Here is a 25,089-nt window from a genome sequence, read left to right as displayed (position 1 = left end):
TCTAATTTTTTGAACCATTTTTATCATTTTGAAAACATCCAGTAATCGAAAAACATGATTTTGGCGGGAGCTTTTCCTTTAAATACAAAATAAACATCATGTATCCCTGTTACTTTCTTCACATCTGCGGTAACTACTTGCCATCTGTCATTACCTCCGGTCATTGGGACTTTTATTGTGCCAATCAATTCACCGTCGGGACCATCTAACCTAATTTCCATTGATACAGCGCTATTATGGGTAGTACCAACACGCGCTGTAAATTTTGAAGCACCTTCTTTACGGAAATCTACATCCCTGACTTTTGTAAAAGCATCGTTTTTCATGGCTGTGATAAAAACTCCTACCTGATCATTTTGCATTGCTTTTACATCTTTTGACCAGGCCATGGTTTCTGCTTCTGACTTAACATAAGGATTGACAATTGCTAAACCTTTTTTTATTCCTTCGGTCATATTTAATTGTTTAACAGTGCCATCCGGATTAAAACTCAGTTCTTCTACTGATACTGATCTGTTAAAGCCGCTTCCGCCAGGCAAAGCTCCATTATGATAGAAAAAATAAGTTTTCCCTTTAAAATCAATTACCCCAGGATGGTTGGTAAAACTTCCACCCTGTGCAGGCATTACGACACCCTGATATTTCCAGGGACCAACCGGACTTTTGCTGGTTGAATACCCTATATGTTCTGAAATAGGACCTCCTGCAAAAAATAAATAATACAATTTGTTCCTTTTGTAAAGCCATGGCCCTTCTTCATAAGTGGTAGGTCTTCGCGGATCTTCTTTTCCTGCTCGTTTTCCAAATGATTCTACAGTATTGGGAAATAATTTTATTTCGTCATTATAGGAAATCATATCTTCGTTCAGGTTTACATAATAACATTCCGGATTGCCCCATAACAAGTATGCCTGATTGTCATCATCAATGAAAACCGTTGGATCGATATCAGCATTACTGTTTTGTATTAAGGGTTTTCCTAACGGATCTGTAAAAGGTCCATATGGAGAATTTGCAACCGCGACACCAATACCGTTTTTACCCTGACGATCGGTTATTGGTACATACATATAAAATTTCCCATTTCGTTCTATGCATTGCGGTGCCCAGGCATTCATTTTGGCCCACCCGAAATTTTTATAGGATAACACAGAACCATGGTCGGTCCAGTTTACCATATCTTCTGTAGTGTAGAGCTTCCAGTCGTTCATAGTAAACCAGGTAGATTCATCCTCGTCATGCGAAGTATATAAATACACTTTTCCGTTATACACCATAGGGGCAGGATCTGCTGTATAATTAGTCTGTATAATTGGATTCTGTGCAAACCCAAACAGCGGAATGAGGTAGAGTAAAAATCGAATTTTATTTAAATGCATTTTATTACTTAATTTTATATTGCTTTGTCTGTTAAAAAGATTATTCAAATTTCCACCAGTCTAAATTGAACATTTTTTCGTTTCCTTTAAATACAAAAAAAACATTGTGCAAACCCGTTACCTTTTTTACTTTAGATTTAAAAACCTTCCAGGTATCGAGATTTCCTGTATTTTTTATATCGCATGTGCCTATAAGTTCGCCTTCTTTGTTATCTAAGCGAATTTCTACTTTTCCTTCCGCTACAGAAGCCGCACTTATTTGAAAACTCTTGGCTGCTTTTTCAAAATTAACAGTCCGGACCTCTACAAAGTCATTGTTATCTATCTGGGTTATGAATACTCCGGTTTTATTATTTTTATCCGATTTTATTCCCTCGCTCCATGCCATAGTTTCAGCTTCAACACGTTTAAAAGGATTAATTGTTCCAACCGCTTCTGGTCCGTTTTCAGACCAGTAAGATAAAGTTTTAACAGTTCCGTCTTCATTGTAAATGATTTCGTCCATATCCACTGAACGCCTTTCATAGAAAGTAGAAGTTTCTCTTTTTATAATGTCATAACTATGCCCGAACACATATGATTTCCCTTTGTAATCAATAATTCCCGGGTGATTGCCCCTTGTTTTTTCACTAGCTTCAACAATCATTCCTTTATATTCCCAAGGACCTGTAGGAGTTTTACTCATTGCATATCCTATACCCTCAGGGCAGCAGGTAGAAGCATATGACATATAGTAATGCCCTTTACGTTTATATACCCACGGGCCTTCCTGGTAGTTTTTGGGTTTGGTAGGTTCTTTCACGATTTCTCCAGAAGTCGAAATCATATCTTCATTTAGTTTTATATAATATACATCAGGATTCCCCCAATATAGATAAGCCTGTCCGTCATCATCAATAAATGGGGTCGGATCGATATCATTCCATAGATGATTGTCTTCAATCAAACGCTTTCCTAATGGATCCTTAAACGGGCCGTAAGGACTATCAGAAACTAACACTCCTATTCCTTGTCCATGCATGGGCGTATACAGATAAAATTTGCCGTTTCTCTCAATACACTGGATTGCCCAGGCTCCATTATCATGTTTTACCCAGCTAAAATCCTTCAGGGAAGCAACCGCACCATGATCTGTCCAGTTAACCATATCAGTTGAAGTATAAAGCTGCCAGTCAATCATTTTAAAGCCTTTTGCATCGTCCTCATCATGTGATGTATACAAGAAAACTGTGTCTTTGTAAACCATTGGAGCAGGATCTGCTGTGTATTTTGTCTGAATAATAGGCTGCTGCTTAATATTACTTTGGGCAGTTCCATTGAAAACGGCCATAATAAACATGCAAAGTATTGTAATGTTATTTTTATTCACTGTGTATATATTCTTTACAATTTAATTGAAACCTCATTCCCGTTATAACTGATCACTTTGTCAGTTTGTTCACTTGCCGTACCAGACATTCCTGTTTTTGAAGAAGCCTTTACAACTTTAAACTTTCGTTTTTTTAACATTCCGGAAAAAGATCCTTTTTGCTTACTAACCGTTACTGTTTTTTTCGAATCATTCCACTTAAATGTAATGGTTGCGTATTTTCCTTTTTCATAATTATAATTATCTCCTTCATCTTCATAAAGGGTAAATTCGCCATCAGCCCCTTCGTAAATTCTAATTTCAAGGTCATTCCATTTCTTTTCATTAACATATTGCACTTTAGGTCCTATTGGAATTATGGAACCTGCTTTTACAAATAATGGAATTTTATCTATTGTTGTTTCCTGTTCTATCTCCTGCCCGCCATTATATTTATTATTTGTCCAGAAGTCATACCAAATGGCACCTGCCGGCAAATAGACTTTTTTCAATTTTTTCTGAGTGAAATCAACAGCCAGTGTTTTAGGTTTATCAGAAACATCCTTTTTGTCCCATCCTGTAGCTTCATTTGTTTTTACAATTGTCTCCGGAGTATATTGTGCATTGATCACCGGAGCTACCAATATAGACTGACCAAATAAATACTCACTATTCATGTCTTTTACTTTATCATCTTCAAAATCCATCATCAAAGCACGCATCATGCTCGATTGTCCGTTGGTTATTTTCCATGCATTTGAATAAATATAAGGCAATAAGGCATATCGTAAATTGATTGTCTTTTCGATAGCATCATAGATTGGCTCTCCTTTTTTTCCAAACTGATATATCTCTCTCGGAATATCTGTACCATGTGAACGCATCATTGGAGTAAAGGCTCCAAATTGCAGCCATCTTATATATAATTCCTGATAAGATGGATTTTTAGCTCCAGAACCGGCATATTCACCTTTGTTATAAGCACCTGCAAAAAAACCTCCAATGTCACTATTCCAATACGGAATTCCACATAAAGAAAAGTTTAATCCGGCAGGGATTTGATTACGTAACATTTCCCATGACGAATTAACATCTCCAGACCATGTATTGGCGCCATAACGCTGCTGACCTGCAAAAGCTGAACGGGTTAAAATAAACACCCTTTTATCTGATGTTACCTCACGCTGATGATCATAAACCCCGCCAACGGTCATTAATGGAAAAGCATTTCTAACCTTTCTGAATGATCCTAAAAATGTTTTATTATCAAAATCTTTTGGTTTAAAGTCTAAATGATCAGGTTCTGTAGAATCCATCCACCAGCCGTCGATTCCAAAAGAAAACAATCCTTTATTCAGGTATTTCCAGTAAATATCTCTTGCTTCTGGATTATAAGGATCGTAAACCTGCACTCCTGAAGGAAAGTTCATATCAGGTGGCCAGACATCTTTTCCTGACTGAGGCCAGGTTTGAAAATCCATCAGCATATTTTTTTCTTTCAGCTCCTGAAACTGAGGTGTTTTGGGACCAAAAGATGACCAGATTGATATGATCAGGTGTGCATTCAGATTGTGAATATCATCAACCATTTGCTGCGGTTTCGAAAATTCAGGATTTAAAAAATTCATACCATTCCAATGATAATTATCACCCCAATACTGCCAGTCCTGAATAATACCGTCAAGAGGAACTCCTAAATCACGATACTTTTTTACCACCTCAACCGTTTCATTTTGGCTTTTATAGCGCTCGCGGCTTTGCCAGAAACCAAAAGTCCATTTAGGAAACATCGGTACCTGACCTGTCAAGCCACGCATATTAGCAATTACTCCGTCAGCATTCCCTCCACCCATAAAATAGTAGTCAACTCCGTCTCCAACTTCTGATTTAAAAGAAGTCTCTTCCTGATTATCGCTAAAATCAGTTGGTGAATAATTATCCCAAAACAATCCATATCCTTTATCAGACTGAAAAAAAGTAACAAAATCCCACGTATTATTCTGTACCATATGTACTTTTTGATTTCGTTGGGACATTTTTCCATTTTGAAGAATTCCAAGGCCATAAACAGATTCTTTTTTATCCAAAACAAAAGATTGCGTTACTGTATACGTTTTGCTTCCAGTATCATTAAAATCAGTAAAAACGGTACCTGATTCTTTTTCGTTCAACAATGCCTTTCCGGTATGACTTGTAAATGAAACACTTCCGGAATTACTATTGAGAGTAACTTGCAACGCATCTGTTTTTAGTAAAATTTTATCCGCTTTTTTGTCAATGCTAAATTTTGTTTTTTCCGGGTTTTTCATTACCGACAAACTTTTTTTCTGAAAGGTGTCTTTTTCAGTATATTTAATCACTCTGATAATTTGAGGACTGTAAACCTGAATTTCTACAACTGTTGCATTAATGACTGCTTTTAATCCTAATTGTGTTTTTTGATAAGATTGAGCAATACCAGTTAAACTATAACATAATAGCAATAACAATAAATAGATTCTTTTTATCATAATTTTAAAGTTTGTTTTTTATCAGTATATATAATTTTTCCTTTCTGTATCATTCCATCTTTATTGATGACAACAATATTAAAAGTTCTCTCTTTTATCATTCCTTTAAATTTTCCATTCAAATCATTTATAATCAGTTGTTTTTTAGCATTTTTCCATTCAAATTTAAGGACAGAATATGCTCCTATTTCATAATTATAATTGTCTCCTTCGTCTTCATACAGAGTAAAGTCGCCATCTGCCCCTTCATAAATTCTAATTTCCAGATTATTCCACTGCTTTTCATTGGTGTATTGCATTTTAGGACTTATGGGTATTATAGAGCCTGCTTTTACAAACAATGGAATTCTATTTAGTGGTGTATGTACTTTTACATTTTGTCCGCCACTAAAACTTTTTCCTGTCCAGAAATCAAACCATTTCGATTCTTTTGGCAAGTAAACTTCCCAATCTGCAATGCCTGGTTCAATAACAGGAGCAACAAGAAACGATTTTCCAAACATATATTGATAAGGCTGGTTTACCGCTTTTTCATCATTCTGAAAATCCATAACAAGAGGTCTCATAAAAGTGGAGCCATTTTTAATTTTGGACGTTTCAGAATAGATATATGGCATTAATTCGTAACGAACATTGAGCATTTCCCTCATATTATTTTCTACTTTCTGGCCATACATCCAGGATTCTGTTTCTGTTTGATATCCATGGATCCTAAATATGGTACTAAAAGCCCCCCATTGAAACCATCTGGCTAACAATTCATGGAAATTTTCATCTTTGTATTGTCCATTTCCAGGACGGAAAAAACCGCCAATATCAGTTGTCCAATATGGCATACCTGTCAAAGTAAAATTCATTCCGGAAACAATTTGTCTTTTAAAACCATCCCAGGTGCCACCAATATCACCAGACCAATTGATGGTTCCAAAACGCTGCTGACCTGAAAATGCTGAACGCGTTAAAATTGTCACACGCTTTTCAGGATTCGTTTTTCGCTGTCCTTCGTAAACAGATTTACTTACGAATAATGGATAGGTAAGTCTGTAAAAATCACCAGGTCCCTGATTGGTTATAGTGCCGGCAAGAGCATCATTTTCTGGTTCCGTTGCATCCATCCACCAGCCATCAACTCCATTTGAAAATAAATTTTCATTTAATGTATTCCAATAAGCTTTACCAGTTTCAGGATTAAAATAATCGAGCCATTTTGTATTAGGAATATACATTCCGTTTTCTACATACTGTTTACCTATTTCAGAATTTTTATCAGGATTTGACCATATAGAAATTACAAAATGAGAATTTAAATCGTGTAATTTTTTGATAAAACCTGATGGATTTGGGTAATTTTTTTCATCTAATTGCGGAACACCCCAGCCATTGCTTCCCCAATACTGCCAATCTTGCACAATTACATCTAATGGTAATTCTCTTTTACGAAATTCTTTAACCGTATTAATCAAGTGTTCACTCGACGTATATCGTTCACGGCATTGCCAAAAACCATAAGCCCATAATGGCAACATCGGTGCCTGCCCTGAAATGTTCCTATATGTATGAATTACCTCATCTGCATCTTTTCCCTTAAAAACTACGTAATCTAATAATTTAGCATTGATGGAACGAAAAGTTGTTGAGTTATCAGTTTTTCTAAAAGCTAACTTCGGCACATTTGATGCATTGCAGACTATCTGGACAGAATGCTCTCCCGCTTTTAGATTAGTTAACTCACTAACCGTTGGTGGCAACCATAAATTAGATTGATCAATAATCGTTTTACCATCAATAATTAAAAGATGTCGGCTATCCATATCACCCAAATCCAGCATAATTGAATATTGTCCTTCCTTTTCTACATTAAATTTTCCAAAATATAGTGCCTGTTTTTGAGAGATTTTCTGAGTTCCCGATGTTGTTGTTAACTCAACTTCTTTATTATCATCCGAAGTTTTTTCGTTTTTAGTTAATGAAATCAAATTATCATTTGGATTAAACTCTGTAATTCCATATTGGTGCCAAAGAATACCATACCCTTTACTTGAATATAAAAAGGGTATTGCGATCTGCGTATTGACTTGTGTAAGTTTTCGGCTAATGTTCTTTAAATCATAATGACCATCCTGAAATTGTCCTAATCCAAAAAGGGATTCATTTTCCAGCGAATCGAAACTTTGTTCAACCACAAAACATCGATTAGCATTTATAGTACTTGGGAGCATTTTTCTGCTATTTGCTTTTTCGCTCAAAAATACATTCCCTTTATGATCCTTGAATGTAAGTGCTTCCGTCTCTTTGTCAAATAAGACAACTATTCTTTTTGTCTTTAGCACAATCTCATTTTTACTTTCCAAAACCTTAAAAATGGGCGTCACTAATTTATTAACAAGAATCAATTCCTGATCTTCTTTAATACTTTCTTTGCTTATTTGTATCCTAACAGAATTATCTGCAATAGGAATAATATTTAGCGTTCCTTCTTTTAAAGGAATTGAAAGATGGTCACTATGTATAGTATAATTATGATTTACATTCTTAAAACTGAATAGCAGAATTAAGAATATAGAAGCAATAAATTTTCCCTTAAAAAACATAGTTATATTTTTTTAATTATTCAACTTTACAGATGCTATAATTCCTCAATGTTATTATTTTTCATATAATAAAATGCTGCTAAAAAATTATAGTAAAAAATGCAGCACTTTTATAATTCTTTAATTAGAAATGTATAATTTTTACCTTTTGTTGTGTTTAAATCATACAAATATGTTGGCTTTATATTTAATAGCTCCAGATTAGATTCTTTAGAAATAATTGGATTTTTGATTTCTTCAACTTGATAAAAAGCATTAGGATTTACCCCAGAAGCTTTTTTTAAATCGTGATTGCCTTTTAAAACAATTTCATTTGGAGTTCTTAATCGTAAATTTCCTCCAAGCTTAGAATGGATAGTTACTGCAACCAATTTTGCATTTTTCCATTTCATATTTGTTATTTGAAAACCGCCACGCGCAATTAAACCATTTATTTCACCATATTCTTTTAAAGCATCTGGTAAAGCAGGAAGTAAATGAACCGAACCATCTGAGCTTTGCATCAGCATTTCGGTAATTCCTGAGGTACAGCCAAAATTACCATCTATCTGAAATGGCGGATGTGCATCAAAAAGATTGTTATATGTTCCTCCTCCTTCGTTTACTCCTAATGGTGTTAATTGATCTTTAATCAATTTATAAGCATGATTTCCATCCTGCATTTTAGCCCACCAGTTTACTTTCCATCCCATACTCCATCCAGTAGACACATCTCCTCTTTGCATTAAAGTATTTTTTGCTGCTGCAAAAAGTTCAGGAGTTCTGTAAGCAGAAATTTGACTGGAAGGATACAGTCCATATAAATGCGAAATATGTCTATGATTATCTTTTGGATCATCAACATCGTCGAGCCATTCCTGTAGCTGATTATGTCTTCCTATCTGCATAGGAGGAAGTAATCCTCTCATCACCAATAAACTATCAGCAAACTCCTTATCCTTTTTTAACACAGCCGAAGCCTGTATTACAGAACTAAATACATCAAAAACTATTTGATTATCCATAGTAGAACCGACTGTCATTGCTGAACCCTGATGTGCAGCGGGTGAATTTTCAGGAGAATTTCCCGGAGCCACAACGAGCCATCCGTTTTTTGGATCTTTTACTAAAAAATCTGAATAAAACATTGCAGCACCTTTTAATACTTCATATACAGATTCAAGATACTTCTTATCCCCTGTATATAAATAATGTTCCCACAAATGCTGACTTAGCCAGCCTCCTCCTGCATTCCATACTCCCCAGGTTGCTCCGTCAACTGCTCCATTAATTCTCCATATATCGGTATTATGATGCGCCATCCATCCTCGGGAACCATACATAACCATTGCTGTTTCTTTTCCTGTTTCAGAAAGTTCATGAACCATCTTTAATAATGGCTGATGCATCTCTGACAGATTTGTTTTTTCTGCTGGCCAATAATTCATCTCTGTATTGATGTTGATGGTATATTTACTATCCCAGGCAGGTCTCATACTATGATTCCAGATACCCTGAAGATTTGCAGGCTGTCCACCTGGTTGTGAAGATGAGATTAGTAAATATCTGCCATATTGATAATACAAAGTCACAAAAGACGGATCTAAAACTTTTCTAAAATTAGCCAGTCGCTGATCTGTCGGCAACTTAGATGCTTCTGAAATTCCTAAATCCAATTTAACCCTTTTAAAATATTTTTGATATGCAGCGATATGCGCTGTTCTCATTTTATCAAAACTTTTGTTGGCTGCAATATTCAGAAAAGACTTTGCCAGTTCATTTTCATTTGCGCTTATGTCATTATAATTAATAAAATTGGTTGCAACAGAAACATATATCACAACTGAATTTGCATTCTCAACTTTTATCAAATTATCGACCGTTTTTATGCTTCCCCCATCTACTTTAAATTTAGCAAGTGCATTAAATTTAACCTTTCCTTCAATACCCTCATGATCGCTTGTAGTTCCGGAAAGCGAAAGTTCTTTATTTCCATTACTAGTTATTTTTTGCTTATGGTGGCCAGATGTAAACCCAGCTACAAATGATAACTGCCCTGGCTTATCAGCAGAAAATTTTATTGCTAAAACCCTGTCAGGAAAAGATGTAAATGCTTCACGGGTATAAACGATTCCATTTACTTTATAACTTGTTTTTGCTATTGCTTTTTCAATATCTAACTCACGATAATAATCTGTATAATTTTGTTGATTTGCAAAACTTATCTCTATGTTTCCAACAGGCTGAAAAATTTGTCCATGAGACTTTCTGGTAATTATATTTTCATTTATTAATTTTTCGGCATTTTTATATTCTCCTTGAAAAAGAAGCTGTCTAATTTCATCTAAAGCACCTTTAGCATTGGGATTATCATTTCTATTTGGACTTCCGCTCCAGACAGTACTTTCATTTAATTGAAAAATTTCTTTTTCAACATTTCCATATATCATAGCCCCCAAAAAGCCATTACCTATTGGTAATGCATTTTCCCATACATTGCCAGATGGTGTATTGTACCAAAGTTTTAATTGATTCGTATTTTGAGCAAATAACTGAATTCCTAATAACAGCAAAATATTGAATAAATATTTTTTCATTAATATTTTTTTTATCTTTTTAACACCATTCTAAATTATTTAATGAAAAGACAAGAAACTTTAATACAATTCATAATCAAGACAGTATTTCTAATATTTACAGAACTCTACATATAATAAAAAAAATGCCCGGACTAACACGGGCATTAGTTGCAATCGGAAAAATCATATTCCAAGCACTAAATGCACTATTAAACTCATCTAATTTACCTGTGATAGATTTACTCGCTAACAGTCTTAAAATTTGAATAAATGATTTATGTTAGAATATGAAAAAGCTTAAGGTAAAAATATTTTAAAAAAATAAAATTCACTTATTTTAATGTATCAGATTATTTACACTACGTTACAAAATAGTAGGAAAACGATAAAACTTATACCAATTTTTATATTATAAAACTTTTCTGCATCAATTTTTATATAAATATTAATCCTAAATATTTATGAAATTTTCAATAAATAAGAAGAAAAACCAAGTTATTTAAGTGTGTTTTATACATTTATTAGATGATTTTAAATTATTTTCAATAAAACAACTTTTTTTTTAATTTATTTAAATTAAATACCGTAAAAAATTATTTCAAATATAAAATATTTGAAATAATTTAAAAAATAAATTTGCTGATTAAAATAAAATCACATAAACTTGTGTTGAAGTAAATTAATTAAAATACAAATAATTTTTTAAAGTTTACTGTTACTCAATTTCTATCTAAAACAGAAGCATTATGTTAGTTTATTTTTTACATAGGAACTCATTTTTAAATTATTACTGCCGGCTTTTCTGCCATTAAAATTCTCAATATAAAAAAGTAATTACAGTCTAAAATTTATAATTCATACTAAAAAGTGATATAAAAATTACAGTTAGTCGTTTTTGATCATAAGTTTAATATTCTCATTTATTTTGAAAACTCTAAAAATTATAATCCTAATTCTTTTACTAATACCTGTTGGTTTAAGATCTCAGTCCGGTAAACTTTACACTTCAGATTCGCAATTGTCAAGCAGTTTAATAAACAGCATTTATCAAGATAGTAAAGGTTATATTTGGATTGCTTCTGAAGATGGATTAAACAGATATGACGGTGCAAAATTTATCACTTATAAGCACATAAAAAATAATCCTGGCTCTGTTTTAAATAATTACGTCAAAACAATTTTTGAAGACAGAAATAAAAACTTATTTTTTGGATTCATCAACGGCTTACAGGTTTACAATCATGCTACAGACTCTTTTAGTAATATCTTAATAACAGATAATACTGTTACGAAAATGTCGCCACATGTAAGCTGTATGCTACATAGAAAAAATGGAGAAGTATTGGTTGGGACATCTGGTTATGGAATTTTTAAAATTGATTTTAAAAAACAAAGAATGGTTGCTATGCCCATAAAAATGCCTATTCCCACATATATGATCCATGAAATCTATGAAGATAAAAAAAGAAATTTATGGATTTTATCACAAGATCGCGGGTTATGGAAGGTTAGACCTGATAACACTGCTGAACAAGTCTTTCTATCAAAAGAGCATACTGATAATACTTCCAGTATTTGCGAAGACAAAAATGGAAATCTTTTTGTGGGAACACTCAACCATGGGCTTTATGTATATAATAGAGAGGAAAAAAAATTTATATCTTATAATCCTTCAGTTTCATTGCCTGTAAAAAAACTTTTTTTAGATAAAAACAATAAAGTATTAATTGGTACAGACGGAATGGGGCTTCATGTATATGACCCAATAGAAAAAAAAATAACAATGGCCAATTTTAATGTCTCCAATTTTGATTTTTCGATGTCAAAAATCCATTCTATTATTGAGGACAAATCTGGAAACTTATGGATGGGACTGTATCAGAAAGGGATATTGCTACTACCTCCTAAAGAAAATAATTTCAATTATCTAGGCTATCAGTCATTGTCCAACAATATTATTGGTTCGAGCTGTGTATTGGCTGTGCATAAAGATAGAAAAGGAATATTGTGGGTTGGTACAGATGGAGACGGCTTATATGGTATTTCTGCAGATAACAAAAAACAATATCATTATAAAGGAGCTAAGAGATTGACCGTTATGTGTGTATTTGAGGATTCAAACGGTAATTTATGGATTGGTACTTATATGAATGGACTTGCTAAACTTAATCGAAGTACAAATAAATTTGATTTTGTAGATATACTATTTGATCGGGAAAACAAACCTGTAAAAAGCATCTTTACAATTACCGAAGACCATAATAAAAATCTCTGGATTGGTTCACTCGGAGGTGGTCTTTTTTCTATGAATTTGAATACTAACGAAGTGGTCAATAATGATTCAAATGCAAAAGACCATAAAAACGTCTTAGGAAACCAGTATGTCAATTGTATTCTGCCTGCGCAAAACAACAGGCTCTACGTGGGAACTTATGATGGATTATATTGTCTGGATCTCAAAACCAAAAATTACATTAAAAAAGGAGGTGTAAATCATATGCTTCCACAAAAAATTATTTATTCTATAAATGAGGATACTAAGGGAAATTTATGGATAGGAACATCAGAAGGTCTTATTTATCAACCAAAAGATGGAAAAAATACAGTGACTTATACTATTGATAATAATCTGCCAAGTAACATTATATGTGCTATAGAAAGGGATAAAAATAATAATCTGTGGCTGAGCACAAATCACGGCATCTCCAAATTCAATTCCAAAAGCAAAAAATTTTCAAATTTTTATTTTAACGATGGTCTGCAGGGGAATGAATTCAGTAAAAATGCTTCATTTCTTGATAAAAAAAATGGAGAAATTATTTTTGGAGGTATGAAAGGAGTAACCTATTTCAATCCAGAAAAAATAACATACAGCACCAAGAGCTCCAATGTGTATATTACTGGTTTTTATATTCAGGATAAATCTGTTAAAAAAGGGATGAAATCAGATCAGTTTGAAATTGTCAACAGTGCTCTTATAGATGCCAAATCAGTAAATTTGAGTTATGATGATAATTCATTCAGTATAGAATTTTCTACGCTGGATTTTACTAATCAGCAAAATGTTACTTATTTCTATTCTCTGGAAAAAAATAAATGGAACAAATTACAGCAAGGGGTTAATACAGTTACATTTGATAATCTGGAACCAGGTACATATAATTTTAAAGTAAAAGCAGAACTCTATGGTAAATATACAAGCGTACGCCCCCTTACCATTACTATACACCCGGTCTGGTACTTTTCATTTTGGCTAAAATGTTTGTATGGGCTACTTTTTTTAGCAATTCTATATTTTGTATCTGTACAGATTAAACAAAGAAAATTAGCTCAAAAGAAAATTCAGGAACATTTGCAAAACAAGCAGATAAACGAGGCTAAATTGCAGTTTTTAACTAATATTGCTCATGATATAAAATCACCAATATCACTAGTTATAAATCCTTTACTAAAATTAATAAATTCAGATGAGGACATTACAAGACAGAAATGGTACCAGGTCATGTACCGCAATTCAGAGAAAATCCTACAGCTTGTTAATCAGGTAATGGATGTACGAAAAATTGACCAGGGGCAATTTTCTTTAAACTTTAAAAAAACAGATATTATAGCTTCTATCCGCGAAGTTATTCTTTTATTTGAAGAACAGCTTCAGGAAAAAAATATCCAGTTAGAATTACATTATAAAATACCAGAATTATTCGCCGGGGTTGACCCTAAATATTTTGACCGAATAATACAAAATGTAATTTCAAATGCTGTTAAGTTTGTACCTAATGATGGAAGGATTGATGTTTTTATAGAAGAAAATAATTTCCCTGATATCCAGGATAAATCTTTGTCAACATTTACTGTGACTATTTCTGATAATGGGAATGGAATAAATGAAAAAGACATAGCAAAAATATTTGATAGATTTTATCAGTCTAAAAATGGTAGAAAGCAACATTCCGAAGGCACTGGTATTGGTTTGCACTTAACAAGATCTATTGTAGAACTTCATGGTGGAACAATCTTTGTTGAAAATAATCCTCAAAATTCCGGATGCCGATTTATTATTACCATTCCAATAAGAGAAGATCAGATAAAAGAAGATTTAGAATATAAAAACAAAAAAACAAAAATTACTGACTTTCAAAAAAATACACCTTCTATTGCATTAGAAGAGCCTCAGGAGCATTGTAGCGCCAGTACTGCTGGTAAAAGAAAAATTTTGGTTGTTGATGATAATGAAGAAATCAGAGACTATATTTTTAAAGAATTAGCTGTTTATTACAAAATCCTTACCAGCCATAATGGAAAAGAAGCTTTAGAGCTGGTTCTAAAAGAGCCTTTTGACCTTATTATAAGTGATGTTAAAATGCCTGTGATGGATGGTATTACATTTTGTAGGAAAGTAAAGAAAAATATAAATATCAATCATATTCCAATTATACTACTAACAGCCCAATCGCATGATCATAATCAGTTAGAAGGACTTGATATAGGTGCTGACTCCTATATTACCAAACCGTTTAATATGGAAATATTGAAAAAAACTGTTGTAAATCTTATTAGAACCAGAGATTTGTTAAAAAACAATTTTAGCGGAAATCAGAGTCAGGATGATAAAATAAAAAAAATCACAATGGAATCAGCTGATGAGAAACTGATCATGAAAATAATGAATTTTATTAATAATAATCTAAGCAACACTGACCTGAATGTAGAAATGATTGCCAATGAAATTGGTATTAGCCGTGTACATCTTCATAGAAAATTAAAAGAGCTTACGAATCAGTCTTCGAGAGATCTAATTCGAAATATAAGATTAAAACAAGCCGGGGAATTATTAGCTTCCAAACAAACTAATATTTCTGAAGTAGCATATTTAGTGGGTTTTTCTAATGTTTCTAAATTCTCAACAAGCTTTAAGCAGTTTTACGGTATGTCACCAAAACTATATATGGAAGAGAATCTGAAAAAAAAAGATGCAAATGATGATTAAAAGGAAGATATTAGCAGCTTACAATGAATGTTTTTGTTTTGCTATATTCCCCTATTTTACATCTGTATTTGAGAACTTGTATAAATTAAAGAAAGTTTATTGAAACGAATTTCAATAAACTTTCTTTAATGTTATAATTTTAAAATGTTTTAAGTTTTTTTACCAACTATTTTGACTATTTAGTTTAAAAATATTATTTCAGTCCTTTAATCCCCTCCGCAAATCCTGTATAAGAAGACTTACGAATAAAGTCAATGTTCCATAAGCCCTGATGCTGTCCAGGTAACCATGAAGAATCAGACTTACTATCTGTTACTCCCCATATAGTAATTCCGTATCGTTGATTTACCGGGATATATTTAGCATACATATCTGCAACATATTTATACATCTCTGTTTGCATCTGCAGATCCGTTGCAGTTGGATTAAGTCCGGCGGCTACATCAAGTTCTGAAACTTTTATAAGTTTGCCTGTTGCCGCAAGTAATTGGAACATGGTCTCAATTTTATCTTTATCAGAATTGATAGTAATGTGCATCTGCGTTCCTATGCCATCTACCTTTTGTCCTTTACCTTCAATGTATTGAACATATTGTATTAGCCCTTTACATTTATCCAGATTGTATTCCAGATTGTAATCATTTATAAAAAGTTGATCGGTTGGGTTTCCATACTTTCTTGCAAGTTTAAAAGCTTCTACCGCATAATCTTTACCTAAATAATCCTGCCAATAAAATTCATCTGATTTTAAAGTCTTACCCACGCCTGTTTTTAAATCATAAGGGTTTCCATCATCCATTGGTTCATTAACCACATCCCAGGCTTTTGTATAAGTTTTACAGTTCGTGACCATACCTGATATCCATTTATCAAGAGCTTCTGCAATAATAGTCTTCTTCTGTTCAGAAGTTTTTTCAAGGGTTTGAATACTCCCTGTTGCGTTATATTTTTCAATTTTTATATTATCATAATAAAAATTACCGGCACTTTTTCCAAGATTAAAGGCAATTGTATTACAAGCTACCATCTCTGCAGAAATCGTAGTCTCTTTAGTATAAGTTGCCCAAGTGCCTGTATAGGGAACAGCACCAAAAAAATCCCAATGCTTATACCCACCAACATTTAATTGTGCCTGTGTAGGAGAAGATGCTGTAACATCACTACGTACATCCATGGTAAGTCTATATTTCTCCCCCAATTTTACAGCTGGAGAAAATTTTAAGTAAAGCTGTGCATCCCATTCATTAGTACGAACGCTAGCGTTTGTTAATTTAAGAGCTCTTCCAGAATTATTGTTCCCCTGACCAACTTCAGTAAAAGCAGAAGTCAAACCAGAATTAAACGTATAATTTGAAATATTATCTGTTTCAAAATTTTCTGCCATTATCAAGTCCCAACCTGGTCCCGTTGAAGAAAGAACATCAGGAGCTATTAAACTATTTAGATAAGCAGCGTTTTGATTGGCATGCCAGCAAAGAGTATGTCCAAAAACAGATAAATTAGCCTCATTAGCCGTTTTTAATAATTTATTTACATTGTCAAGATTAAGGCTCCCATCCGCCTGAACAACAGCTCCATGTTTCATTTCATACCCCAAAGTAATCTCATCAAAATTTTTATTGACCAATCTATAGATTACGCTTTTACTTGTATAGTCTGATAAAGATATACCAGCACCTAACTTAAATCCAGGATTAACCTCTTTGTTAACATATGTTTTTAAATCTTTATAGGCATCAATTCCTTCTTGATTAGCAATACTTTGAGGTTTTTCATAATTATAATCCAAAATATTGTCATTTGTACATGATGCAGCCATCATCAAAACTGAAGATAATAGCGCTATTTTATATAATTTATTCATCTACTTTTGATTTTATAGTTTTTTAATAAAATTTCAACTATTTTATTTTCGGACAGGGCTAAAAACTTGTGCAGTAACTCCCCTGTCACGCAGCACTAATGTATCTTTTGTTGTTACATTAAAATCCTGAAAATTTACTTTGTAATCAAGATATAACGCATCACGATCTTTATCTCCCCAGCTTTTCTTCTCACCTCTCTTTACAAATTTACCAGTGCCTGTCGCAGTAAATAAAGAATTAGTTCCAGAAACAACACAATTATTATTTTCATCAAATGTTAGAGTTAAATTAAAATTAATATTCACGCCAAGAGCATCTTTGACAGTTACAGGAAAGTCTATGGCATTCATTGATTTTGTGTTAATTCTGTTAACCTCATCATATTCAACATATTGTTTATGTCTGGTAATTATTTTATCAAGCGCTGTATTTCCATTATTTCCTTTTACAATGTCCACACCTCTTCTTAAATAGAAACCATCCCAGGGATTTACATACTTTATAGCATAAAGAATATAATCTTTAGGGGCTACACTCCAATCTGTGCTTAAAGGTTTTAAAGGATTAGATACTAATGCTTTTCCTGATAAGATAGAATCTGCATTGACTACCCTTTTCATTTGAAGTGGAATGACATATGTCTTTTTTATTGAGAGAGGGTCTGCGAAAAAGGCATCCGATAATTGCACTTCAACACCTCCTGTAATATTTCCTTTTGGAATAACAATTTTGTCGCTTGAAAGTGTATAATAATTGCTTGGCATGGCAACTATTTCATCCTGACCGGCATTAAATAAGAAGCCGGCAGGCAAAGTATTTATAACTTCAACATCAATGGTCACATCTTTATCATTGTTGTAGACACCGCTTAACGTTCCCATTATTTTGCATTTATGCTGATTATCTAAAGTAGTATCAAATATATCCTCCCCTAATGTTATCGTCCTAACAGGGAATTGGTATGCAAAATAAACAGCAGTTCGATCGAAATTATCAAACTCGGCATCCTGATTAGTACAGGAAGACAAAGAGATCAATACTATTGCAAACATTAAAAATATCTTGTTTTTCATTTTTCTTTCATTAATTAAATTTCCGTACACATTAAATAAACGTGGTATATTCTACCATCCCTTGTTTTGCAATAAAGCATTAAATTTAAGGGCTTCCAGATATGGAATAGGTCCATATTGCATATAATCTTTATAAACTCTGTTTTCGACTGTGATTGTTTGATGAACACCTCCCTGAATTTTATCTCCCTCAGCTGCAACATTCAAATTGGCATTCCATCTGCGTAAATCCCAAAACCTGAATCCTTCAAAACATAATTCTAAACGGCGTTCATTTCTAATCAAATTACGCATTTCAGTTTTATCCCCTTTAATCGACTCTAAATATGGATCTGTTGTTATACCTGCCCTAACTCTTAAAGCTTTAATAACATCATAAGCAGAAAATCCTATTGTACCTGTAGCCATTGGCCCCCATGCTTCATTAGCGGCTTCAGCATAAATAAGATATAATTCTGTATATCTCATACGGGGCTTATAGTGTCTTTGATTATTGATTGAGTTTGGATTTAAATTTACATCCTGTCTCAATAATTTTCTCATATAATACCCAGTTCTCGTTGAAGTTCCTACCTTATTTAATGCATCATTTGTAGTACCATCACTGGCTGTTGTTATTACAGTATTACTCACACCTGCAGTGGACTGATTTACTAAAATGAATTTTTTCAGACGCGGATCACGATTTTCGTACGGATTTGCAGCAACATAATTACTGTTTGCATGATTAATTGGATAACCATTTGCCATAGGGAAAGCATCAACTAGATTTTGAGTTGGATTGATACGCCCTTTTCCAAAAAGAGTTGGAGGAAAATTATCACTTTCTAAAGTATTACTTTCTCCAATATCTCCTCTCCATATAATTTCAGGAGGGTTAACACCTGCTCCTACAGCATTTAATTCTGCTACATCATTATACCAGTTTAAACCATTAGGAGCTATTCCTGATACACCTCCTTTTAGCTTTAACAATTCACCAGCATATTTAGCAGCATCTTCCCAGGTTGTAGAATTGCTGGCACTATAAGCCGGACTGGCAGCTAACAACGCAGCCTGCGCTCTTACAACCTGCGCAATTCTGGAGGACATTCTTTGTCTTGCATATTGACCAAATACACGATTATAATCACTTAAATTATCATAACCAGGAGGTAAAGCTGTTGCATCTTCAAAATCTAATGGCAATAATGTTGTTGCTTTTTCCACATCGCTATACAATTGTTTCATGCAATCTTCGAACGAAGAACGCGCTACGTTGAAGTTTGAAGTTGATGTTTCCGGCTCTAAAAGTATTGGCACTCCTAATAATTCACCATTTGTAGCAGTACCAGCATGAGCTTGTAATAAATAATACATATACAAAGCCCTTAAGCCATAAGCTTCCCCCATTAAACGATCTCTAAACAAACGACTTACATTTTCATCTTTTGCCCATTGCACTTTTCCGGCCTCAGCAAGAAAAAGATTTATATATTGAATAGCTGATCTTGAATTTGACCATTGATCAAAAGGATTAAAATTAGATGTCCATTGCCCTGTCGCTGCTTTAAGATAAGCACTCAAAATATCATTAGTTACAGCATCGTCAGTTGCTACATCATTAAATGACCAGCCATTTCCCGGTAACCTTGTGTAGGCATTTAATAGAATTCCTTGTGCGAATTCTGCTTCAGCATACATATCTTCAATTCCTCTATTATTTTCTATTGCAGGTTCAATTAAATCTTCACAGCTGCAAAAAACAAACAGGACTGATATAAAAGTTAATATTTTTACTTTCATAATAATTAAATTAAGTGTTTCTTATTTTTAAAATAGTGCTTTTAATCCAAGATTATAGTAACGATTTTGTGGAGCGCTTCCGATATTTAATTCCATGACATCCCTGTTCTCAGATAGAGTTAACAGATTGCTACCAAGTGCATAAATACTAAGTTCACTGAAAAAAGTTTTTTGCAAGGCTTTTTTAGGAAAATCATAAGTAAGCTGCACTTTAGATAAATTTATTCTATTAGTACTGAACATCCAGAAATCTGACGAACGAAAATTATTATCACTATTTAATGAAGTTAACCTTGGATAGGTAGCTGTTTCTTTCGTTTCTTCTGTCCAGCTATTACGTACATTTACAGAATACTTATCTTCTCCATCCATCCAGAAATAAGAATTGTTTTTCATTGCATATGCTCCTGTCTGTCCAGTAAACATGGTAAAAAATGTAAAATTATTCCATTTAGAAGTAAAATTAATTCCAAAAGTAAATGGAGCTCCAGCCCATCCCGCTTTACCTAAATAAACTTCATCTTTATTATCTATTATACCGTCACCGTTCTGATCGATATATTTTATGTCTCCAGGTTTAACCTGGCCGAAAGTTTGTGATGGCGAATTTGCAATATCAAGTGCATCCATAAAGAAACCATTACTTTTAAGCCCCCAAAGTGCATCCAAAGGTTTTCCTGTTCTGTTTTGATAGCTATCTTCAAATAATTCAGCTCTCTTAATTGCTTCCGTATGCACATAAGTGCCTGTAAAGCCAAGTGCTAAATCTACACTTCCTACTTTTTTATTCAATCTCAAATCAAAATCAAAACCAGTACGTTTATCATCATTATAATTGATGAATGGCAAGAATGAAGTATTAGGCCACCCTGTAACAAAATAATTTGGATACAAACTTGAAGGCTGGATAACATTTCCAGTAACTTTATTCATAAAAAAGGTACTGTTTAGAGTGATGGATTTTTTAAAAAAAGCAGCTTCTAATCCGAAACTAATCTCGTTTCTTTTAGCAAAACTTAAATTCAAATTTTCTCCTCTTCTAACATCTGTACTTCTGTTAAGAGCACCATCTCTCCAACTGAACCAGGCTCCGTCCGTTTGGCTATATATACTCTCGTACATGTAATAATTAGTCACGTCTAAATCTGTATTTAGCACGCCCCCTGAAACAGTTAATTTTAAATCATCAACAGCCGTTAGTTCTTTCATAAAATCTTCCTGAGACAATCTCCATCCTAAAGATGCAGTAGGAGAAAAAGCACCACGGTTACCTTCAGCAAATTTTGCAGAGTGTACATAAGCACCGTTAAATTCTGCATAATACTTTTGATTAAAATTATAAGATAAATTTAAACCTATATTAGCATTACTTGTTTTATGATAAACCTCAGATTGTCCTTGTTGGAATCCTGAAGCAATAAGCATTCCCGACAAGTTGTGTTTTTCATTTATCTTTCTCAGATAATTAAACTGTCCGGAAAAAGCAATCGTTTGGGCAAAAGCACTATTGCTAATATTCTCTATTCCATCTTTAGCATCTTTTCCGTATTTTGTTAATGATGAAATCTGGTCAAATCCGGCATAAGTATTCCATTTTGCTTCATAAGTAGCATAACTGTTATTGTATGATTGATTGTAAGAAGTAGCATAATCAACTGCTAAATCAGTACGAAAAGTTAACCCTTTAACTATATCTCCTAACTCTATATTTACACCTGTATTAAACTGAAACTGACGACTTGTAAAAGTATTATAACCACCTGCATAAATAGATGCAAAAGGATTAGTAGGATTAAGTTGTGTACCCCCCAGCAAATATTTGTTATCTATTATATAATTGCTGTTTTTTACAACCGCCATTGAAGCATCATCCCCTTCTTCAATCATACTAATGGGCACTAATGGACTAAACAAATATGGTCGCAAAGTAGCTGCCCCACTCCAATAATCTGTATTTACTCCTCTGGAATTATTATATATGGCGTTAGCCCCAATTGTAGCAGAAACCCGATCGCTAATTTTGACATCAACATTTCCTCTTACATTAAATCTATTGTTATTATTATTTGCTGCTTCTCCAAAATCCTGTAACGGATCCTGTTGAGAGGTGAAATTCACCACAGAATAATAACGGGCTGTCTCATTTCCTCCAGTAATCTCAATATTTGCATCATAGTTAAAATAAAACTTCTTAACATAGTCAGGTGAATAATAATTTACATCTGCATATCTATACGGATTTTTACCAGAAGCATAATTATAAATTGTCTCACTTGAATAAGTAGGATCTAAGCCGTCATTAACACGGGCTTGATTATAATAATGCATATACTCTGCAGATCCTAAATATTCAGGCATACTTTTAGCTATAAATACTCCATTGTCAAATCTTGTAGAGATTTGTTGTTTTTGTACTTTACCCTTCTTTGTAGTAATATAGATTACACCCTTTGCAGCACGGCTGCCGTAAAGCGCTACAGCCGAAACACCTTTTAGAAAAGTGATCTGGTCAATTTCTGTAGATAATACTGTAGAGGCATTTCTAGGAACTCCATCTACTAATATTAATGCTTCTCCCATTCCCCAAAGTGTTCCGTTAAATCCCCCAATAAGAGAAGTACTACTACCATCCAAACTATATGTAGTATAGTTCTTTGCCAATATTTCAGGTAGATTTATATAAGATACTCCTGCAATTAGGTCTTTTCTTTGTTCTTTTTTGAAAGCAATCTGAACTAAATTGGATTCATCGATTTCCAAATTAATATCATTTGTAATTGGTGTGGCTTTTATGATGATTGTCGCATATCCAGCTGCACTAACCTCTATATTAGTATCTGCAGCTACACTCATTGAGTAGCTTCCTGTCTCGTCAGTTGTTACTGTAATATTATTTTCTTTATTAGTAAGAGTTGCGTTTTCCAAAGCTTTACCGCCTACTCCCCTAACAATTCCTGAAAGATTTATTTTCTGATCCATTTGGGCAAAAATCTTGGCAGGTATGATAGCAAATAGTACAAAACATAACACTATTTTTAGTTGTATATATCTCATTATTCTATAATTTATTTTTAATTTTTAAAATAATCTTTTTAATTACCATCCAGGATTTTGTGAAAACTCCAAATAAATACTTGCATCAGCATTCTTTAACGGTAGCCAGTAATGTTTCTCGCTAAAATTTCTGGTCAGAATAACTTCTTCGCGAATATTGATGACTCTGTTTTCACTTGGTTTTGTAGGATCAAATGAAGGTGCACGGTCAAATTCTATAGATTTTTTTACAGTGTACGGACTTGTTATTAATAGCAGCCAGCGACGTAAATCATTAAAACGATGCCCCTCAAAACTTAGCTCTACTGCGCGCTCGCGTCTTACTTCATTCATAAAAGAATCTAGTGAACCCAAATATTCATTTGCTACATGTCCAACACCTGCTCTGTCACGAATTACATTTATAGCATCGACTGCTGTTCCTGCATATTTTGGATCTTTTCCTGTGGAAGAACCATAACCCTGGGCTGCTGCTTCAGCATACATTATGTATATATCAGACAATCGCATCCATGGTAAGTGAATATTCAAATTGTTACCGTATCCAAATCCATCATCAAATTTATTTGCATTTCGGGGAATGAATTTATACAGTAAATAACCTGTTCTGCTTCCGGTACTTATGTTCCTGTAACTTCCTCCTGTATAAAGGTTTGCATAACGATTTGCTTCTTCGGATGCAGGCATAGAACCGGTAACACATTTTGCACCATCAAATACGATGTCATTGTAAAAACGAGGATCGCGGCCCTTCCACGGATAGCTTGGATCGTATCCTGAATCAGGATCTGCTTTTGTAATATCTTTGATAGGTTTCCCGTTTGCCATTCCATAATAATCAACATAGTTGGCAGTAGGTAAAAACTTTACATCTCCGTCACATATTTGAGGAGCCGGCTGATATTGTTTAGAAGTACCCCAATTCGATCCGTTTGCTCCCCAATACGGACCTCTAAAAATAGCTTCAGTACCTCCCGGCATTTTCCAGTTGCTTCCTGTAGTGTAGAAATTATCACTATATTTTGCGAAAGGCATTAATTTGTACTGAGATGCCCCACTTTCTGTAATAATCAATAATTCGGCAAAAGCTGCTGCTGCCTTTTTACAATATTCAGCATTATAAGTTACATTTCCGGTAGATACTTTGTTCATCAACGGACTTCCGGCCCATAAATAATTTTTGCCTAAATATCCAAGAGCCATTATTTTATTAATGCGCAGCTCATTTTTTCCAAGAGTACGTTTACCAATAACTGTATTATCCCAGTTAACAGGAAGCAAATCTGCGGCGGCTCTAAAATCTGCGGCGGCTTTATCAGCACACTCCTGATAGGTAAGTTTTGGCAGCCTAAGTGGTTCATCACTTGGAAGTACCGCATCTATATAAGGAAGGCCGCCAAAATATTGCATAAACTCAAAATGAAACCATCCTCTAAAAAACAGCAGCTGTCCTTTAATCATGTCTTTTTCTTCCTGAGTGTATTCAGTCATTTTATCAATATTAGCCAGGCCAATATTGGCTTTACGAATCCCTCTCCAGCCCAATGTCCATAAATCTTTTTGCATACGGTCATTATTCGTGCTGACATTGTTTCTGTTCATCCAGCCTGCCTGCCATCCGTCAAATCCAGCCTGCCATCCCCAAAAATCACCCTTGTCAATTTTTACACCAAAATGGAAATCACGGGCAGTAGACTGAATTTCATCTTCTCCCCAATTCCAGGAATTTGTCCAGTAAGCGTTTGTGAAATCAGGAACACATTGGTACAACTCCTCGGTAAATCCCTGAAAATTTTCAAAATTTTTAAAAGCTTCCTCAGGTGATATTACAGAATCAGGTGATTTTTCAAGATAATCTTCACATGATCCTAATACGATAAGTAAGCCTAAAACATAGCTGTACTTTAATATTGTTTTAATAAACTTGTTCATAATAAAA

Annotated in this window: 11 protein-coding genes; 1 reads left to right on the top strand and 10 read right to left on the bottom strand. The window is 33.7% G+C overall.

Annotated features, from left to right (window positions below; genetic code table 11):
• Window positions 1-23: 23 nt before the first annotated feature.
• The 5 genes from OZP09_RS00565 to OZP09_RS00545 all read right to left on the bottom strand — a co-directional run bounded on the left by OZP09_RS00565 (window position 24) and on the right by OZP09_RS00545 (window position 10,404).
• Window positions 24-1,379 (bottom strand): glycoside hydrolase family 43 protein, encoded by a 1,356-nt coding sequence (locus tag OZP09_RS00565; protein WP_269235971.1) that lies wholly within the window; start codon window positions 1,377-1,379, stop codon window positions 24-26.
• A 40-nt stretch (window positions 1,380-1,419) separates the two neighbouring features.
• Window positions 1,420-2,718 (bottom strand): glycoside hydrolase family 43 protein, encoded by a 1,299-nt coding sequence (locus OZP09_RS00560; RefSeq protein WP_281310094.1) that lies wholly within the window; start codon window positions 2,716-2,718, stop codon window positions 1,420-1,422.
• Window positions 2,719-2,762: 44 nt separating this feature from the next.
• A complete protein-coding gene (locus OZP09_RS00555; RefSeq protein ID WP_281310093.1) occupies window positions 2,763-5,237 on the bottom strand; it encodes a glycoside hydrolase family 31 protein in 2,475 nt (824 codons plus the stop codon).
• Window positions 5,234-7,828, bottom strand: coding sequence for a glycoside hydrolase family 31 protein (locus OZP09_RS00550; RefSeq protein ID WP_269235967.1), 2,595 nt, complete (start codon window positions 7,826-7,828; stop codon window positions 5,234-5,236). Before OZP09_RS00550 ends, OZP09_RS00555 begins: the two co-directional genes overlap by 4 nt.
• A 110-nt stretch (window positions 7,829-7,938) precedes the next feature.
• A complete protein-coding gene (locus OZP09_RS00545) occupies window positions 7,939-10,404 on the bottom strand; it encodes a glycoside hydrolase family 95 protein (RefSeq protein WP_269235966.1) in 2,466 nt (821 codons plus the stop codon).
• Between the two features lie 907 nt (window positions 10,405-11,311).
• Between OZP09_RS00545 and OZP09_RS00540 the strand changes: the two genes are divergently transcribed.
• A complete protein-coding gene (locus tag OZP09_RS00540) occupies window positions 11,312-15,373 on the top strand; it encodes a two-component regulator propeller domain-containing protein (protein ID WP_281310092.1) in 4,062 nt (1,353 codons plus the stop codon).
• A gap of 193 nt (window positions 15,374-15,566) precedes the next feature.
• Here the strand turns inward: OZP09_RS00540 and OZP09_RS00535 are convergent, their stop codons facing one another.
• Genes OZP09_RS00535 through OZP09_RS00515 form a run of 5 tightly spaced genes read right to left on the bottom strand, consistent with a single transcriptional unit; the run spans window position 15,567 to window position 25,082 of the window.
• Complete coding sequence (locus tag OZP09_RS00535; RefSeq protein WP_281310091.1) at window positions 15,567-17,237, bottom strand: endo-1,4-beta-xylanase; 1,671 nt, start codon at window positions 17,235-17,237, stop codon at window positions 15,567-15,569.
• A gap of 42 nt (window positions 17,238-17,279) precedes the next feature.
• Window positions 17,280-18,311: a DUF5627 domain-containing protein gene (locus OZP09_RS00530; protein WP_269235961.1), complete on the bottom strand. Its 1,032-nt coding sequence runs from the start codon at window positions 18,309-18,311 to the stop codon at window positions 17,280-17,282.
• 51 nt (window positions 18,312-18,362) lie between these two features.
• A complete protein-coding gene (locus tag OZP09_RS00525; RefSeq protein WP_269235960.1) occupies window positions 18,363-20,096 on the bottom strand; it encodes a RagB/SusD family nutrient uptake outer membrane protein in 1,734 nt (577 codons plus the stop codon).
• Between the two features lie 27 nt (window positions 20,097-20,123).
• On the bottom strand, window positions 20,124-23,150 hold the full coding sequence (locus tag OZP09_RS00520) for a SusC/RagA family TonB-linked outer membrane protein (protein WP_281310090.1): 3,027 nt from the start codon (window positions 23,148-23,150) through the stop codon (window positions 20,124-20,126).
• A gap of 42 nt (window positions 23,151-23,192) precedes the next feature.
• Complete coding sequence (locus OZP09_RS00515; RefSeq protein WP_269235957.1) at window positions 23,193-25,082, bottom strand: RagB/SusD family nutrient uptake outer membrane protein; 1,890 nt, start codon at window positions 25,080-25,082, stop codon at window positions 23,193-23,195.
• Between the last annotated feature and the right edge of the window lie 7 nt (window positions 25,083-25,089).

Origin of the sequence: Flavobacterium flavigenum (genome assembly GCF_027111255.2) — a bacterium.
Classification (GTDB): Bacteria; Bacteroidota; Bacteroidia; order Flavobacteriales; family Flavobacteriaceae; genus Flavobacterium; species Flavobacterium flavigenum.
The sequence above is the reverse complement of the archived record's forward strand: the minus strand, read 5'-3'. Positions and strand labels throughout refer to the sequence as shown.

Coding starts and splice junctions, on each gene's coding strand:
- OZP09_RS00525 (WP_269235960.1), bottom strand. CDS start 20,096: ATGAAAGTAAAAATATTAACTTTTATATCAGTCCTGTTTGTTTTTTGC.
- OZP09_RS00535 (WP_281310091.1), bottom strand. CDS start 17,237: ATGAATAAATTATATAAAATAGCGCTATTATCTTCAGTTTTGATGATG.
- OZP09_RS00515 (WP_269235957.1), bottom strand. CDS start 25,082: ATGAACAAGTTTATTAAAACAATATTAAAGTACAGCTATGTTTTAGGC.
- OZP09_RS00530 (WP_269235961.1), bottom strand. CDS start 18,311: ATGAAAAACAAGATATTTTTAATGTTTGCAATAGTATTGATCTCTTTG.
- OZP09_RS00565 (WP_269235971.1), bottom strand. CDS start 1,379: ATGCATTTAAATAAAATTCGATTTTTACTCTACCTCATTCCGCTGTTT.
- OZP09_RS00520 (WP_281310090.1), bottom strand. CDS start 23,150: ATGAGATATATACAACTAAAAATAGTGTTATGTTTTGTACTATTTGCT.
- OZP09_RS00555 (WP_281310093.1), bottom strand. CDS start 5,237: ATGATAAAAAGAATCTATTTATTGTTATTGCTATTATGTTATAGTTTA.
- OZP09_RS00550 (WP_269235967.1), bottom strand. CDS start 7,828: ATGTTTTTTAAGGGAAAATTTATTGCTTCTATATTCTTAATTCTGCTA.
- OZP09_RS00545 (WP_269235966.1), bottom strand. CDS start 10,404: ATGAAAAAATATTTATTCAATATTTTGCTGTTATTAGGAATTCAGTTA.
- OZP09_RS00560 (WP_281310094.1), bottom strand. CDS start 2,718: ATGTTTATTATGGCCGTTTTCAATGGAACTGCCCAAAGTAATATTAAG.